The 15,879-nt window shown below is 68.8% G+C and carries 13 protein-coding genes and 3 tRNA genes; 11 read left to right on the top strand and 5 right to left on the bottom strand.

The genetic code is table 11. The annotated features are described in order from the left end of the window. Positions 1 to 9 precede the first annotated feature (9 nt). Positions 10 to 2,433 (bottom strand): (Fe-S)-binding protein, encoded by a 2,424-nt coding sequence (locus tag ACWEOW_RS21620; RefSeq protein ID WP_452271307.1) that lies wholly within the window; start codon positions 2,431 to 2,433, stop codon positions 10 to 12. Positions 2,434 to 2,725: 292 nt separating this feature from the next. Between ACWEOW_RS21620 and cysK the strand changes: the two genes are divergently transcribed. The 6 genes from cysK (at position 2,726) to ACWEOW_RS21590 (ending at position 7,133) form a co-directional block, all read left to right on the top strand. Further along, positions 2,726 to 3,655 carry a cysteine synthase A gene (gene cysK, locus ACWEOW_RS21615; protein WP_452271306.1) on the top strand — a complete coding sequence of 310 codons (930 nt, stop codon included), beginning with the start codon at positions 2,726 to 2,728 and terminating at the stop codon, positions 3,653 to 3,655. A 31-nt stretch (positions 3,656 to 3,686) separates the two neighbouring features. After that, positions 3,687 to 4,412, top strand: coding sequence for a serine O-acetyltransferase EpsC (gene epsC / locus ACWEOW_RS21610; protein WP_452271305.1), 726 nt, complete (start codon positions 3,687 to 3,689; stop codon positions 4,410 to 4,412). Positions 4,413 to 4,716: 304 nt separating this feature from the next. Beyond that, positions 4,717 to 4,803 (top strand) — tRNA-Ser (locus tag ACWEOW_RS21605). A 344-nt stretch (positions 4,804 to 5,147) separates the two neighbouring features. After that, positions 5,148 to 5,489, top strand: coding sequence for a hypothetical protein (locus ACWEOW_RS21600; RefSeq protein ID WP_452271304.1), 342 nt, complete (start codon positions 5,148 to 5,150; stop codon positions 5,487 to 5,489). A gap of 279 nt (positions 5,490 to 5,768) precedes the next feature. Next, a complete protein-coding gene (gene folP, locus ACWEOW_RS21595; RefSeq protein ID WP_452271368.1) occupies positions 5,769 to 6,704 on the top strand; it encodes a dihydropteroate synthase in 936 nt (311 codons plus the stop codon). A gap of 225 nt (positions 6,705 to 6,929) precedes the next feature. Continuing rightward, positions 6,930 to 7,133, top strand: coding sequence for a cold-shock protein (locus ACWEOW_RS21590; protein WP_034805904.1), 204 nt, complete (start codon positions 6,930 to 6,932; stop codon positions 7,131 to 7,133). Positions 7,134 to 7,260: 127 nt separating this feature from the next. Here ACWEOW_RS21590 and ACWEOW_RS21585 read toward each other — a convergent pair whose 3' ends face one another. Beyond that, positions 7,261 to 8,799 (bottom strand): LCP family protein, encoded by a 1,539-nt coding sequence (locus ACWEOW_RS21585; protein ID WP_452271303.1) that lies wholly within the window; start codon positions 8,797 to 8,799, stop codon positions 7,261 to 7,263. A 191-nt stretch (positions 8,800 to 8,990) separates the two neighbouring features. Between ACWEOW_RS21585 and ACWEOW_RS21580 the strand changes: the two genes are divergently transcribed. Together ACWEOW_RS21580 and ACWEOW_RS21575 are read left to right on the top strand one after the other, a co-directional pair. After that, a tRNA-Ser gene (locus ACWEOW_RS21580) sits at positions 8,991 to 9,080 on the top strand. A 52-nt stretch (positions 9,081 to 9,132) separates the two neighbouring features. Next, positions 9,133 to 9,354 carry a hypothetical protein gene (locus ACWEOW_RS21575; RefSeq protein ID WP_452271302.1) on the top strand — a complete coding sequence of 74 codons (222 nt, stop codon included), beginning with the start codon at positions 9,133 to 9,135 and terminating at the stop codon, positions 9,352 to 9,354. Between the two features lie 58 nt (positions 9,355 to 9,412). On the opposite strand, the gene ACWEOW_RS21570 is transcribed toward ACWEOW_RS21575, so the two are convergent. Next, positions 9,413 to 9,922 carry a DUF6328 family protein gene (locus ACWEOW_RS21570; protein WP_452271301.1) on the bottom strand — a complete coding sequence of 170 codons (510 nt, stop codon included), beginning with the start codon at positions 9,920 to 9,922 and terminating at the stop codon, positions 9,413 to 9,415. Positions 9,923 to 10,086: 164 nt separating this feature from the next. Next, positions 10,087 to 11,934 carry a phosphoenolpyruvate carboxykinase (GTP) gene (locus ACWEOW_RS21565; protein WP_452271367.1) on the bottom strand — a complete coding sequence of 616 codons (1,848 nt, stop codon included), beginning with the start codon at positions 11,932 to 11,934 and terminating at the stop codon, positions 10,087 to 10,089. 406 nt (positions 11,935 to 12,340) lie between these two features. On the opposite strand from ACWEOW_RS21565, the gene ACWEOW_RS21560 reads away from it, so the two are divergent. The 3 genes from ACWEOW_RS21560 (at position 12,341) to ACWEOW_RS21550 (ending at position 15,448) form a co-directional block, all read left to right on the top strand. Continuing rightward, positions 12,341 to 12,413, top strand: a tRNA-Arg gene (locus ACWEOW_RS21560). Between the two features lie 296 nt (positions 12,414 to 12,709). Continuing rightward, on the top strand, positions 12,710 to 13,618 hold the full coding sequence (locus ACWEOW_RS21555; protein WP_452271300.1) for a formylglycine-generating enzyme family protein: 909 nt from the start codon (positions 12,710 to 12,712) through the stop codon (positions 13,616 to 13,618). A 177-nt stretch (positions 13,619 to 13,795) separates the two neighbouring features. Next, positions 13,796 to 15,448, top strand: coding sequence for an AMP-binding protein (locus ACWEOW_RS21550; RefSeq protein ID WP_452271299.1), 1,653 nt, complete (start codon positions 13,796 to 13,798; stop codon positions 15,446 to 15,448). Here the strand turns inward: ACWEOW_RS21550 and ACWEOW_RS21545 are convergent. Further along, positions 15,449 to 15,879, bottom strand: a 431-nt coding sequence (locus ACWEOW_RS21545) for an HNH endonuclease signature motif containing protein (RefSeq protein WP_452271298.1), incomplete at its 5' end; no start/stop codon positions are given.

The following is a 15,879-nucleotide window of genomic DNA, read 5'->3' as shown; positions in this document are numbered from 1 at the left end:
CCCTGACTCCTAGACGGTCGGGGCCGGCTCCGGCTCGGGGTCCGGCTCGGGCTGGGGCTCGGCCTCGACCGCGGGCTGGCCGCCGTCGTCCCCGCGGCGCACGGCGGCCAGCAACATCTGGGCGATGTCGACGACCTCGACGTCCTCGGACGCCTTTCCGTCGTGCTTGGCGGCGTTGAGGCCGTCGGTGAGCATCACCTTGCAGAACGGGCAGCCGATCGCGATCCGGTCGGCGCCGGTGGCCAGGGCCTCCTCGGTGCGGTTGTTGTTGATCCGCGTGCCGAGCTTCTCCTCCATCCACATCCGGGCGCCGCCGGCACCGCAGCAGAACGACTTCTCCTGGTTGCGGGGCATCTCGGCGTACTCGACGCCCGGCAGGGTGGCGAGCAGCTCGCGCGGCGGGGCGTAGACCTGGTTGTGCCGGCCGAGGTAGCAGGGGTCGTGGTAGGTGACCTTGGTGCCGGTCGAGGCGGCGCCGGTGAGGGTGCCGGCGGTCTCGGCCTCCCCGGGGCGGGCGACGGGGGTCAGGCGCTTGTCGCGGACGAGCCGGTTGAGCAGCTGGGTGTGGTGCAGCACCTCGTAGGAGCCGCCGAGCTGCGGGTACTCGTTCTTGATCGTGTTGAAGCAGTGCGCGCAGGTGACGACGATCTTGGTCGCGCCGATCTCGTTGAGGACCTCGACGTTCTGCTGCGCGAGCATCTGGAAGAGGAACTCGTTGCCGGAGCGGCGGGCCGGGTCGCCGGTGCAGGCCTCGCCGTCGCCGAGGACCGCGAAGCTGACCCCGGCGGTGTGCAGCAGCTCCGCGACGGCGCGGGTGGTCTTCTTGGCGCGGTCCTCGTAGGCGCCGGCGCAGCCGACCCAGAACAGGTAGTCGACGTCTGAGAGGTCCTCGACCTCGGCGCCGACCTGGGGCACGTCGAAAGGCAGGTCCTTGGCCCAGTCCATCCGCAGGCGCGGGGCCAGGCCCCACGGGTTGGAGTTCTTCTCGAGGTTCTTGAACAGGCCGCCCAGCTCGGACGGGAACGCGGACTCGATGAGGGTCTTGTATCGGCGCATGTCGACGATGGCGTCGACATGCTCGATGTCGACGGGGCACTGCTCGACGCAGGCGCCGCACGTCGTGCACGACCAGAGGACGTCGTCGTCGATGACGGCGCCGCCATCTGTGCCGTCACCGGTGCCGTAAGGGTTGTATGCCGTCAGCGGCCGGGTGATGTCGTAGCCGGTCTCGCCGACGAGCTGCTCGACGGCCAGCGCCTGCTTGGTCTCGGCGGTGATCGCACCGACGCCGGCTGGACCGCCGATGCCGGCGTCGACGGCCGCGTCGATGCCCTTCGCGCGGACCTCCTCGGAGGCCAGGAGCCACGGTGACTTGGCATACGCGTGGTCGCGCAGGGTCATGACCAGCAGCTTGGGCGACAGCGGCTTGTCCGTGTTCCACGCAGGGCACTGGGACTGGCAGCGTCCGCACTCGGTGCAGGTCGTGAAGTCGAGCAGGCCCTTCCAGGTGAAGTCCTCGACCTTGCCGACCCCGAGCGCCGCGTCCTCGTCGAGCTCCTCGACCTTCTCGAAGTCCAGCACCTCGCCCTTGATCCGGATCGGCTGCAGCTCGGCGAGGCTCGTGCGGCCGTCGGCGTGGCGCTTGAAGAAGATGTTGAAGAACGCGAGGAAGCGGTGCCAGGCCACGCCCATGGTCGGGTTGAGGGCGATGGTGATCATCCAGGCGAACGAGATGAGGATCTTCACCGCCGCGATGACCACGATCGTCTGCTCGAGGGTGTCGACGCTCAGGCCCGTGAGTGACTCACCCATCCAGCCGGTCAGCGGATAGTGCAGCGAGTTCGCGTCGCCGACCGCGGTGGTGCCGGTGGTGCCGCCGTTGAACTCGAGGGCGTACTCGAAAGCGCGCAGCGCCAGGATGCACAGCATCACCCCGAGGATGGTCAGCTCGACGTAGTAGGCCTGCCAGAACGTCGACCCGAAGAACCGGCTGCGGCGGCCGCCCTCGCCCTTCGCCGAGCGTGGGTGGTTCTTCTGGCGGATCGCGATGAGCAGCAGGATCGCGACCAGGCCGGTCCAGGCGAGCACCTCGGTGACCCACTCGAACGGCGGGAAGTGCCCGATGAGCGGCAGGGCGAAGTCCGGCTTGAACAGCTGCCCGAACGCGGTCAGCAGCGTGAAGAAGAGGTAGCCGAAGCCGATCATCGTGACCCAGTGCGCCGCGGCCACGACCGGCAGCCGCGACATCCGGGTGTGGCCCAGGAACTCCCGCAACAGCGTGCGGGTGCGCGCGCCCTTCGCATCGCCCCGGTACTCCGGCTGGCCGAGCCGGAACGTCGCGATGAACTGGTTGACCGTCTTGACGAGCAGCGCGACGGCCACCGCGGTCACGGCGAGGCAGACGACGGCAGCGACGATCTGGAGGGCAGTCATGGCGGTCACTCTACTGACGGGTTAGCAAGCGCTTAGGGGATTGTGACCCCGGACAATGTGTGACGGAGCGCTCACTCGACCATGTCCCGAGGCTGCCGGCCGGCCCGTCCAGTCGAGTGGCCGCTCCGTCCCACGCGCCGCACCCGCGTTGCCCGGGATGTGGCCCGGGGGTTGGCAAGAGATAACGAAATGTTGGAATATGCATAACGAAGACTCGGTTGTCGCAGACAATCGAGTCACCAGACTGTTCACCAGCACCACCGCCACCACCCAGGCCGAAAGGGCACATGCCATGCCGATTTACGACGACGTGACCAAGCTGATCGGCAACACGCCGCTCGTGCGCCTCAACAAGGTCACCGACGGCGCGGAGGCCACCGTCGCCGCTAAGCTCGAGTTCTACAACCCGGCCAGCTCGGTCAAGGACCGGATCGGTGTGTCGATCGTCGACGCGGCCGAGGCCAGCGGCGAGCTCGAGCCAGGCGGCACCATCGTCGAGGCCACCTCCGGCAACACCGGCATCGCGCTGGCCATGGTCGGCGCCGCCCGTGGCTACAAGGTCGTGCTCACCATGCCCGAGTCGATGAGCAAGGAGCGCCGGGCGCTGCTGCGCGCGTTCGGCGCCGAGCTGGTCCTGACCGACCCGGCGCTCGGCATGAAGGGAGCTGTCGAGAAGGCCGACGAGATCGCCGCCGAGCGCGGCGGGGTACTCGCCCGGCAGTTCGCCAACGAGGCGAACCCCGAGATCCACCGCAGGACCACCGCGGAGGAGATCTGGAAGGACACCGACGGCGAGGTCGACATCGTCGTGGCCGGCATCGGCACCGGCGGCACGATCACCGGCGTCGGCCAGGTGCTCAAGGCACGCAAGCCCGACGTCAAGATCATCGCCGTCGAGCCGGAGGAGTCGGCGATCCTCAACGGCGGGCAGCCCGGGCCCCACAAGATCCAGGGCATCGGCGCGAACTTCGTCCCCGAGATCCTCGACACGTCGATCTACGACGAGGTGATCGACGTCAACGCCGACACCGCCGTCACGTACGCCCGCCGCGCCGCGACCGAGGAGGGCCTGCTCGTCGGCATCTCCTCCGGCGCCGCGATCGCGGCGGCCGTGCAGGTCGCCCAGCGCGAGGAGAACAAGGGCAAGACGATCGTCGTGGTCGTCCCCTCGTTCGGCGAGCGCTATCTGTCCACAGTCCTGTTCGAGGGCCTCGTCGACTGACGTCCTGGCAACCGACCCGAGGAGTCGTGCCGTGAGCACCGCAGCCAAGATCGATCCCGAGACCCCGCGTCGCCCGTCCGAGCCGACGCTGTCGCTCGTGCGCGACGAGGCGGCCCAGACCGCACCACCCGCGGCGGAGCGCTCCGAAGCCGGCGCCGGTCCGTCGTATGCCGGACCGCTCGGCTTCGTACGCAAGCTGGCCGAGCGCTTTGTCGAGGACGTCGACGGCGCCATCGAGCGCGACCCGGCGGCGACCTCGCGCCTCGAGGTGGTGCTGACCTCGCCCGGTCTGCACGCCATCTGGGCGCACCGGGGGCTTCACGAGCTGTGGAAGCGGCCCGGCGGTCGTCTGCCTGCCCGGGTGCTCGCCACCGTGACGCGGTCGGTCACCGGCGTGGAGATCCACCCCGGGGCCCGACTCGGCCGGCGGTTCTTCATCGACCATGGCATGGGCGTGGTCATCGGCGAGACCGCCGAGGTCGGCGACGACGTGATGCTCTACCACGGGGTGACCCTCGGCGGCCGGTCGATGGCACGCATCAAGCGGCACCCGACGGTCGGCAACCGCGTCACGATCGGCGCGGGAGCCCGGATCCTCGGGCCGGTGGTCATCGGCGACGACACCCAGATCGGCGCGAACTCCGTCGTCGTCAAGGACGTTCCTTCCGGAGCGGTCGCAACGGGCGTGCCTGCGGTGATTCGCATCCCGAAGCGTGCTGCCGTGAACCAGTGGCTCGACCCGGCGATGTACATCTGAGCTTCTGACCCAACCCACCTCTCGAGTGGCCGCTCGGCAGCACGGCGCCCAAGAGTCACGCGGGCGGCCGTGACTGCGAGGCCACTCGAGTAGGAGGCGGCCCTGTCGGGCGGCCGTTCTTGCACGTCGAGTGGCCGCTGAGTGTCACGGGGCCACCGCTCCACGTCGAGTGGCCGCTCGGTCCTCACCGGGCCCGGGAGTCACGCGGTGTGATGCCTCGGGCGGCTGTGGCTGCGGGGCCACTCGAGTGGGGCGGGTGGATTCGGGGCGGCCGGTCGGGCGCCGATAGACTGCCCCGGCACCAGGAGGGCTCGCATAGTGGCCTAGTGCGGCGGTCTTGAAAACCGCTATGGGTTCACACCCATCGTGGGTTCGAATCCCACGCCCTCCGCCGATGCGCCCCAAGGCGCGAAGCGCCGGTGGGCGCTTCGCGGAGGGCGATGGATGAAGGGGAGCGCCGAGCCCGGGCGAGGGACGAGCCCGGTATCGGCGCGGAGTCCCACGCCCTCCGCCGATGCGCCTACAGGATCCAGCCGCGGCTGGATCGGTGTCGCCTCTGCGCCCGGATCGACTACGGCAGCCAGCCCCCGGCTGGATCTTGTAGGGCCGCGCACGGCGACGTCCGGACGGGTCCCGCCCGACCGTCATGCGGCATGCCCGCTCGGTCTCTGCCCCGACGGCCGGGATGAGGTGGTCGTCTCGGTCCCCTTGACCCAGGGAAGACGCATCTCGGAGATGTGCGCCTCTACCGCACGCCTGGCCCGGGCCGTCGACAACGGTGATCGTGCGGAGCTGTATGTGCGTGACGAGAAGGGCCGCACCGAGCATCGGGTGCTCAACAACGGCATCGGCGGTATTTCGCTCGCCTGCGGCGACCACTTCGTCGCCTGGGGCGGCGGCAGCGGCAGCGGCGACATGGCCCAGTACATCTGGGCCGGACCCGGCAAGCCCATCCTTCGCCTGGCCAACTCGCCCGGGCTGGCCTGGGTGGAAGCGTCCGGTGACCTGTTCGGCTGGTCGCACCACACGGCCAAGGATCCCCGAACCTCGGCGCTCACCATCGCCCGCCTTCGATGACCGGGGCCGATGCGCATGGTGCGGCGGCGGCGCCGAACGGCATACCCCGCGCATGATGAAGGGCTCCGGAGTGGTCTCCGAAGCCCTTTGATCAACCTTGGCAGACCATCCGCGGCCCGACCGGGAGCGGGGCCGGGCCGACGGATGACGTCTGCAAGCTCATGGTAACAGTTCGGCAACCATGGCCGCGACAGAGGTTGACCATGCGACCACTACGTGAGATACGACAGTGTGACCAGACATACCGGCTCGGATCCCGCGCCGCAGACCGCCGAGATCCTGAGCCGCCTGGCCCCCCTCGACCTTCCCACGCCCGCGCCGCTGGTGCTGCGGGGGCGACGGTTCGACGCTGCGCAGCCCGCCGTCATGGCCATCGTCAACCGCACGCGCGACTCGTTCTTCAGCGGCAACCGGCACTCCGACCTCGAGTCCGCGAAGGCCGCCCTGACCGAGGCGGTGGAGCTCGGGGCGGACCTGGTCGACGTCGGAGGCGTGCGTGCCGGCGAGGAGGGTGAGGTCGTCGACGCCGACGAGGAGATCCGCCGGGTCGTGCCCTACCTCGAGTGGGCGCGCACCGAGCATCCTGACGTGATCCTCAGCCTGGACACGTGGCGGTCCGAGGTGGCCCGCGCGGCAGCGAGCACCGTCGACCTGGTGAACGACACGTGGGCCGGCTACGACCCGGACCTTGTCCACGTCGCCGCGCAGATCAGTGCGGGGTACGTCATCTCACATACCGGAGGACTGCCACCACGGACCGACCCCGTCGACGTCACCTACGGCGACGACGCGCTCGACGTCGTCCGAGACGTCATCGGCACCCTCGCCGAGGGCGCCCGTGTGGCCGAGCAGGCCGGCATACCCCGCGAGCGGATCCTCGTCGACCCGACTCTGGACTTCGGCAAGACAACGACCCACTCGCTCGAGGTCCTGCGGCATACGGCCGACGTCGTTGCCCTGAAATACCCTGTCCTGCAAGCGATGTCGCGGAAGGACTTCGTCGGCGAGTCGCTAGACCTGCCGGCCGAGGAGCGCCTGGAAGGGTCGCTCGCCGCGACGGCGGTGGCCGCCTGGCTGGGGGCGACGGTGTTCCGAGCGCACGACGTCCTGGCCACCCGGAGAGTGCTCGACATGGTGGCGACCATCCGTGGCGAGCGGGCCCCAAAGCTCGCCCGGCGAGGCACGAGGGGCGACCGTTCAGCGAACTCGCAGTGAACGAGGCAAAGTCACGCAACTTCCAACAGGCTGACGCGCGAGTAGTCTGCTAGGTTCGTCGCTGGTTGCAGTTGCAGTTCCTCGCAGTCGAGTAGGTGCCCGTCATCAACCGATGACGGGATTCGTTTCGACGGCGACGAGTTCGCTCGTCGTGGTGGATCAAGGCGGCAGCTTGGGACGCGCGAGGTGCGGGTCCCACACGCTAAAGAAGGAAGAGTTACCCGTATGGCACAGGGCACCGTCAAGTGGTTCAACGCTGAGAAGGGCTTTGGTTTCATCGCCCAGGACGGCGGCGGCCCCGACGTTTTCGTCCACTACTCGGCCATCCAGACGAACGGCTACCGTTCGCTGGACGAGGCACAGCGTGTCGAGTTCGAGGTCACGCAGGGTCCGAAGGGCCCGCAGGCCGACGCAGTTCGCCCGCTCTGATCACGTGAGATCACCGCAACGAGCGACACACTTCTAGTCGTTTGTGCAAAGCCCCCCGGCCAGTCTGGCCGGGGGGCTTTGTTATGCCGTGAGCCGGTGCGCGAGGCACTTGGCAGCGTCGCGCGCCTCAGCAGGTCTCGTAGGACGTCGTCGAGGAGGCGGATGGGGTCTTGGTCTTCGACGGCGTCGAGGTGGACGTGCTCGACGCGGTCGACGTCGAGCTGGGCTTGGGCTTCGGCGGTGCGATCGCCTTCTTGATGATGGACCGGACCAGGTCGTAGTCGGGGTCGCTGGAGAAGACGCCCTGCGACGAGGTGAGCGCGACGCTGGTGATCTTGGCCTTCTGGACGCGCTCGACGAGGTCGACGAAGGCCGGGAGGTTCTGAGCCGGGATGTCGGTGTAGATGTTGTCCTTCGCGATCCGGGCGATCTCCGGATACTTGCCCACCATCTCGGCGGGGTTCACCTGCTGCACGATGGCCTGGACCACACAGCGCTGGCGCATCTGCCTGAAGGTGTCGCTGTCGGCGGCGCGGGTCCGGGCGTACCAGAGGGAGTGCCAGCCGTCGAGGTGCTGCATGCCGGGCGTGAAGTAGCCGTGGACCCCGACGATCCGACCGTCAGGCGCGTGCTCGCCGCCGATGGTGAGCTTGGTGCCGTAGCCGCTCAGCTTGACGTTGATGTTGAGGCCGCCCATCGCGTCGATGAGCTGTGAGAAGCCCTTGAGGTCGATGACGACCATCTGGTCGACCTTGAGTCCGGTGATCTCCTGGACCGCGCCACGGATCTCGACGCGGCCGGGAATCTCGTCCTTGGGGTAGGCGCCGGGGTGGCTCTTCGCGTAGTTGGTCGCGTCCATGTAGAGGTTGGTCAGCATGCACTGGCCGGCGCCCTGGTCGCACCTGCTGTCGGGCTGGCCGAACTTGCCGGACGGGTAGAGGGCCCGCAGGGGGCTGTCCGGCGCGAGTGGCGCGTTGAGCAGGTTGCGCGGCATCGAGATGAGGGCGGTGCGACCCGTCTTGGTGTCGATGCTCGCGAGGATCATCGAGTCCGTGCGGATGCCGACGCGGTCGGAGCCGGCGTCGGAGCCGAGCATGAGGATGTTGACCCGTGCCTGGCTGGCCCACGGGTCCTCGCCCTCGGCGACCTGGGCGCCCTGGCCCGGCTTGCTCGGGGTGTTGCCGAAGACGGAGGTCACGGTGCTCTGGGTGATCGAGGCGTACTCGGCCACCTTGAAGGAGCAGGCGGCGACGCCGAAGACCATGATCGTCGTGAACGCGGCCAGCATGCGCGTGCGGGTGCGGTCGAGACGGGTCGGTCGGGACTGGACGGCCGTGAGGATGATCGAGGCGCACCACAGGAGGCCACCCACGACGAACGCCACGACGAGGGTCTGCAGGAGGGTGGGGCGTGCGACGACCGACAGGGCGGCGTTGGTCACGCCCGTCGTCAGCACGTAGTACGTGGTCCCCGCCACGGCCAGGATCGTGATGATGAGCAGCAACCAGCCCATCTTGCGGCTACGAGTCTGAGTCAGGCCGGCGCCAGGAACGACGGTGCCGAGAGCCGTGAGCCCGAGCGCACGACGAAAGCCCGACTTGAGCTCACGACGCAACGTCTCGCGGGTCGCGGCTGATGCCGGACCGCGCGCATACGGGTTGGTCATGGAGTCCTCTCTCATCGGCTCGCGCGCACGAGCCGCCAGCACATTGTGCCCTGACTCCCTGTTAGATACCTCATCGGCGCCCCAAAGTGCGAACCGAGTGCTCACCCCGGTTTGGGCCCACCCACGGCATGCCGGTAGCCTGTGTCCGCTCACGCATCCCGTCGCCGTACGGTGGGGTCCGTCGTGGGCACGGAGGCGTCGCATAGTGGCCTAGTGCGCCCGCCTGCTAAGCGGGTTGAGGATAAAACCTCTCGCGGGTTCAAATCCCGCCGCCTCCGCCAATGACAAAGCCCCGAGCGAGCTCGGGGCTTTGTCATTGACGGAGGCGGCGGGATGCCGGGAGGAGCGGCTGGCGTCGGCGAGGAACGAGCCGGCGCCAACGCGACGGCTCCCGCCGCCTCCGCCAAGACGACGGCTCCCGCCGCCTCCGCCAAGACGACGGCTCCCGCCGCCTCCGCCAAGACGACGGCTCCCGCCGACTCCGCCAACGCGACGGCTCCCGCCCGCTCGAGTCGACTGGTCAGATCGCCCCTGACCGCCTTGCGCGCTGCGTGACCGGTGGGACGGGTGGGACGGAGTGCTCACTCGACGTTGGGGGCTGCGTGGTCGTGTCTCAGTCGGGCTCGCGGCGACGGCGGTGGCGTTGCCGGATCGGCAGCACGACCCACAGCCCGAGTGCCAGCAACGCCAGCAGGCCACCGAGCGCGAAGGCGATGTGGTGCGACACCAGCACGTCGAGCACGAGGACGACACCGCCGATGATCCCGACGGCGAGCGCGGCCAGGCCGATCCCGATCAGCCGGTCGGTGTGCTCGACGACGAAGTCCTTGAGCCCTTCGCGGAAGAGCAGCCGGTGCATCGCGACGGGCGCCATGAAGACGAACACGGACACCGCGGCGGCGATCAGGGTCACGAGGTACACGCCGCGCTGCAGGCTCGTCAGGGTGGTGAAGCGCTGCTGGAACGGGATGGTCAGCAGGAACGCGAAGAGGATCTGGACGCCGGTCTGCGCGATCCGCAGCTCCTGGAGCTGCTCGTTGAAGTTGCGGTCGAGCCGCTGCCCTTCCGTCTCGTCCCGGTCGTACGTGCGCGTGTCGCCCATGCCGTAGAAGTACCCGACCACGGCCCACCTGCGACACGCCGCGTATGCCGTGGGGTCGGCCGGGCGGCATACCCGGGCGGTCGTCGCGTGGCTGGGGACATGAGCGAGGGCCCGGCACCGTTGAAGGTGCCGGGCCCCGCATCACGTCGTCCGTCGCTCGCCGGCAGCGGGCGGCGGACCCTTCCTCACTGCGCGGTGACCCGCGCCTTGAGGCCGTCCAGCTCGGCCCAGAGCTCGGCGGGGAGCTGATCGCCGAACTTGGAGAACCACTCCTCGATGAGGGGCAGCTCCTGCTCCCAGTCGGACGCGTTGACGGCGATCGCCTTGGCGACCGAGTCCTCGGACAGGTTCAGGCCCTCGACGTCCAGAGCGCCGGGGGTGGGCACGAGCCCGATGGGGGTCTCGACCGCGTCGGCGTCGCCGTCGAGGCGCTCGATGACCCACTTGAGGACGCGGCTGTTGTCGCCGAAACCGGGCCACAGGAACGAGCCGTCCTGCTCGTCGCGGCGGAACCAGTTGACCCCGAAGATCCGCGGGAGCTTGGCGGCGTCCGCGCTCTTGCCGATCTGCAGCCAGTGGTTCATGTAGTCCCCGGCGTGGTAGCCGATGAACGGCAGCATCGCCATCGGGTCGCGCCGCACGACACCGACCGCGCCGGTCGCGGCGGCGGTGGTCTCGGAGCTCAGGGTCGCGCCGATGAAGGTGCCGTGGGTCCAGTCGCGCGACTCGTAGACGAGCGGGACCGTGGTCTTGCGACGCCCGCCGAACAGGATCGCGTCGATCGGGACGCCGTCGGGGTTGTCGTACTCCGGCGCGATCATCGGGCACTGCTTGGCCGGGGTGCAGAACCGGCTGTTCGGGTGCGCGGCCTTCTCGCCGGCCTCACCGTCGGCGGGGGTCCAGTCCTTGCCGAGCCACGAGGTCAGGTGCGCCGGCGGCTCGTCGGTCATGCCCTCCCACCAGACGTCGCCGTCGTCGGTCAGGGCGACGTTGGTGAACACCGAGTTGCCCTGGGCGATGGTGGCCATCGCGTTGGGGTTGGTCGACTCGCCGGTGCCGGGCGCGACCCCGAACAGGCCGAACTCGGGGTTCACGGCATACAACCGACCGTCCTCGCCGAACCGCATCCAGGCGATGTCGTCGCCGACCATCTCGGCCTTCCAGCCGGGGATCGTCGGGTTGATCATCGCGAGGTTCGTCTTGCCGCAGGCGGACGGGAACGCCGCCGCGATGTAGTGGACCCGGCCCTTGGGCGAGGTGAGCTTGAGGATGAGCATGTGCTCGGCCATCCAGCCTTCGTCGCGGGCGATCGCCGAGGCGATCCGCAGGCTGTAGCACTTCTTGCCCAGCAGCGCGTTGCCGCCGTAGCCGGAGCCGTAGCTCCAGATCGTGCGCTCCTCGGGGAAGTGGACGATGTACTTGGTGTCCGAGCACGGCCACGCCACGTCGGCCTGGCCCTCGGCCAGCGGCGCCCCGACCGAGTGCAGCGCCGGCACGTATGCCGCGTCCGTGTCCTCGATCTTGCGCAGCACCGTGTCGCCGCAGCGGGCCATGACCAGCATCGAGACGACGACGTAGGCGGAGTCGGTGATCTCCACACCGAACATCGGGACCTTGGCGTCGAGGTGACCCATGACGAACGGGATGACGTACATCGTGCGGCCCGCCATGGAGCCGCGGTACAGCTCCGTCATGACCGCCTTCATCTGCGCCGGCGCCATCCAGTTGTTGGTCGGCCCGGCGTCCTTCTCCTCGACGGAGCAGATGTACGTGCGGTCCTCGACGCGGGCGACGTCGCTCGGGTCGCTCGCACAGTAGAAGGAGTTCGGCTTCTTGCTCTCATCGAGCCGCACGAACGTGCCGGACTCGACCAGCTGGTCCGTCAGCTCGGCCCACTCGTCCGTGCTGCCGGTGATCCAGCGGATGTCACGCGGCTGCGTCAGCTCGGCAACCTCCGCGACCCACGCGGCCAGGCCCGCGTGCGTCGTATGTGTGTGCTGTGTCTCATGGGTGGTGGTCAACTTCGGGCCCATCCCTTCGCGCGCGGTGCCGCCCGGCACCACGTCGTGCCGGTTAGAACTGCCCACCAGGCGGGTCCGGGGCGGCGCCCGATAGGGGCCGCAGGTGTCCACATGGTGAACAGATGACGTGATGGCTTCACCGTACGCGCTGGCTGACTTGCCGTTGACCGCCTGCGGGCTGACCAGCGGTGAGACGCCTCACAACGGCCTGTCGCCGCAAGAAATTCGACGGTCCGCTGTCGGTTTCTTGCAGGATTTTCAGTGCCGGATGGTGGGAGCGTTCACATGGTCCGAGGAGTCCTCCGACTGCGTCGGGCGGCAGTCCATGGCCTAGGGTGAGGGCGCTGCCGATTTCGTGGAACGGGACCCCAGGCGCTATGGTTTCTCATCGTTCCACTGACGTGAGTCGGTGGCACCTGCACCCGTAGCTCAACGGATAGAGCATCTGACTACGGATCAGAAGGTTTGGGGTTCGAATCCCTACGGGTGCGCACTGTGTTGAGACAGTAACCAAGGCCCTGACCAGCCGAAACGCCGGTCAGGGCCTTGCGCTTTCCCCCGCTCACCCACGGTGGTCGAACCGGTCGGTAACGCTCTCCGGTCCCTCTGCGATGGAGGTATCGCGAGGGCTGCAGCTGGACCCCCGAGCAGTCTGCAGCCCTCGCCCTGAAGGAAGTCGCGCCGGTGCTCACCCCTCCCGTCACGGGCACCGGCGGCTTCCTGACCCCGGCTCGGGTCCGCGAATCCTGGCCCCGCTGCCTTGTCGTCGGCGGGTAGCGTGCGAGGCGTGACGACGCGCACAGGTCTCACGGATCTGGTCGAGGTGCCTGGCGGCACCTTCGCCATGGGATCCGACCGCTTCTACCCCGACGAGGGGCCGGTCCACGACGAGACCGTGGGCGCGCTGGCCGTCGAGCGTCATCCAGTGACCAATGCCCAGTTCGCCCGGTTCGTGGCCGAGACCGGGCACGTCACCGTGGCAGAGCGCCCGCTCGACCCGGCGCTCTACCCAGCAGTGGCAGCCGAGGACCTCCTCCCGGGCGCCCTCGCGTTCCGGCCCACACCTGGGCCGGTGGATCTCAGCAACTGGCGGCAATGGTGGACGTGGGTGCCGGGCGCGACGTGGCGGGAGCCGTTCGGTCCGGGCAGCTCGGTCCAGGGCAGGGACGACCACCCGGTCGTGCAGGTGGCCTTCGAGGACGCGTCGGCGTATGCCGCGTGGGCCGGTCGGCGCCTGCCCACGGAGGCGGAGTGGGAGCACGCCGCAGGCGGTGGCACCGGGTCGACCTACGCCTGGGGCGACGAGGTCCGGCCCGAGGGCCGGCTGATGGCCAACACCTGGCAGGGCCGCTTCCCGTACCTCAACATCGGCGCCGGCGGGTGGGTCGGCACATCGCCGGTCGGGTCCTTCCCGGCCGACCGAGCCGGACTCCTCGACATGATCGGCAACGTGTGGGAATGGACGACGACCACCTATGCCGCTCGGCACGTCGTCACGCACGCCTGCTGCACGCCCACGCACCCCATGGCGGACCCGGCCTCGACGACAGATCCCTCGGTGCGCAAGGCGCTCAAGGGCGGCTCGCATCTCTGCGCGCCGGAGTACTGCCTTCGCTACCGGCCGGCGGCCCGCTCGCCGCAGTCGCTCGACACCTCGACGACGCACATCGGCTTCCGCTGCGTGGTCGACGGCTGACCCGCTCCTGTCTGTCTCCTCCGCCTCACGCGAAGGACTCGGTCGCGCCGGGGCGCGTGACGGCATACGCCGCCGGGTCTGTGAGTTGGATCCGATCGGGGCCGGATGTCTTGCGGGGGTGGCCTCCCGGGAGTTGGGTGAGGGAAGACTGTCCACGCCGCACGTCCGGAGGCACCGATGACCGCTGTCCAGACCGATTCGACGACCGGGCTCGACCCGACGCTCTCGCACACGCGCGGCGAGTCCACCCCGCCGCTCATCGAGCAGACCATCGGGGACAACTTCGACTCGACGGTCGCGCGGTTCCCCGAGCGCGAGGCGCTTGTGGACGTGCAGCAGGGACGGAGATGGACGTATGCCGCTCTGCGCGACGACGTGGACACGCTCGCTCGCGCTCTGCTGGCCGAAGGGGTGGGCAAGGGCGACCGGGTGGGGATCTGGGCGCCGAACTGCTGGCAGTGGACTGTCGTGCAGTACGCGACGGCGAAGATCGGCGCGATCCTCGTCAACATCAACCCGGCGTACCGCGCGCACGAGCTGCAGTACGTGCTCGGGCAGGCCGGGATCTCGCTACTCGTCGCGGCTGAGTCGTTCAAGACGAGCAACTACCGCGAGATGGTCGACGAGGTGCGCGAGGAGGTCCCGGGGCTCGAGCGGGTCGTCTACATCGGCACGCCCGACTGGGACGCGCTGATGGCGCGCGCGGGCGAGGTGTCCGGTGACGAGCTGGCGCGGGTCCAGAGCGGCCTGGCCAACACGGACCCGATCAACATCCAGTACACCTCTGGCACCACGGGATTCCCCAAAGGTGCCACGCTGTCCCACCGGAACATCCTCAACAACGGTTACCTCGTCGGAGAGCTGTGCACCTACACGGAGGCGGACCGGGTCTGTATCCCGGTGCCGTTCTACCACTGCTTCGGGATGGTGATGGGCAACCTTGCGTGCACCTCGCACGGGGCGTGCATGGTCATCCCGGCGCCCGGGTTCGACCCAGCCCTGACCCTGCAGGCGGTGCAGGACGAGAAGTGCACCTCGCTCTACGGCGTGCCGACGATGTTCATCGCCGAGTGGAACCTGCCGAACTTCGCTGACTACGACCTCTCGTCGGTGCGCACCGGGATCATGGCCGGTTCGCCATGTCCGGCCGAGCTGATGAAGAAGCTCATCGCCGCCGGGATCGAGGAGATGACGATCTGCTACGGCATGACCGAGACCAGCCCGGTGTCCACGCAGAACCGGACGGACGACACGTTCGAGCAGAAGGTCGGGACGGTCGGCCGGGTCGGGCCGCACCTGCAGATCAAGATCGCCGACCCTGCGACAGGGGAGACGCTGCCTCGCGGGAAGGCCGGTGAGTTCATGACCAAGGGGTACTCGGTCATGCTCGGCTACTGGGAGCAGCCGGACAAGACAGCGGAGGCCGTGGTCGATGGGTGGATGCACACGGGTGACATCGGCGTGATGCACGACGACGGCTATGTCGAGATCACCGGCCGGATCAAGGACATGGTCATCCGTGGCGGTGAGAACGTCTATCCCCGCGAGATCGAGGAGTTCCTCTACACGCACCCGGACATCCTGGACGCACAGGTCATCGGGGTGCCCGATGAGAAGTACGGCGAGGAGCTGTGCGCCTGGATCCGGATGAAGGACGGCACGACACCATTGACCGCCGAGTCCCTTCGGGCGTTCTGCGACGGCAAGCTGGCGCACTACAAGATCCCGCGCTATGTCGAGATCGTCGAGGAGTTCCCGATGACTGTGACGGGGAAGGTGCGCAAGGTCGAGATGCGTGAGACGACCGCAAGAAGGCTTGGCTTGGTCTGACTAGAAAGGCGGATCGTCCTCGGGCGGCCGCGTCGGAGGACGTGTGTCTCGCTCCAGGTCCGGCGTGGCCCGATTCGTCGACCTGTGCTGGCGCGGGCCGGAGCTCGGCTTGCCTTGGTACGCCTTCTTGTGTGGCTCGTCTGGATCCGGGCCGGTGTCGTCGTTGGACGGGTGTGGGTCGGCCGGGGTGCGGTGGTGTTCGAGCCAGTCTTTGGGGTGGGTGGTGTAGGTGCGTCCGGTGGCGGTGGTCCAGGTGAGGGTGCCGATGTCGGGGTCGCGGTGGGTGGTCCAGAGGCCGGTGGTGCGGATCCGGTGGTGTTGGCGGTGGGTGGCGCTCAGGTTGTCGGTCGAGGTGGGTCCGTGTGGGGCGGGGATGTCGTGGTCGAGGTCGCAGCGGTGGGCCGGGACGGTGCAGCCGGGGGCGCGGCAGT

Source organism: Monashia sp. NPDC004114 (genome assembly GCF_053603855.1).
This window is presented reverse-complemented; position numbering and strand designations above follow the sequence as displayed.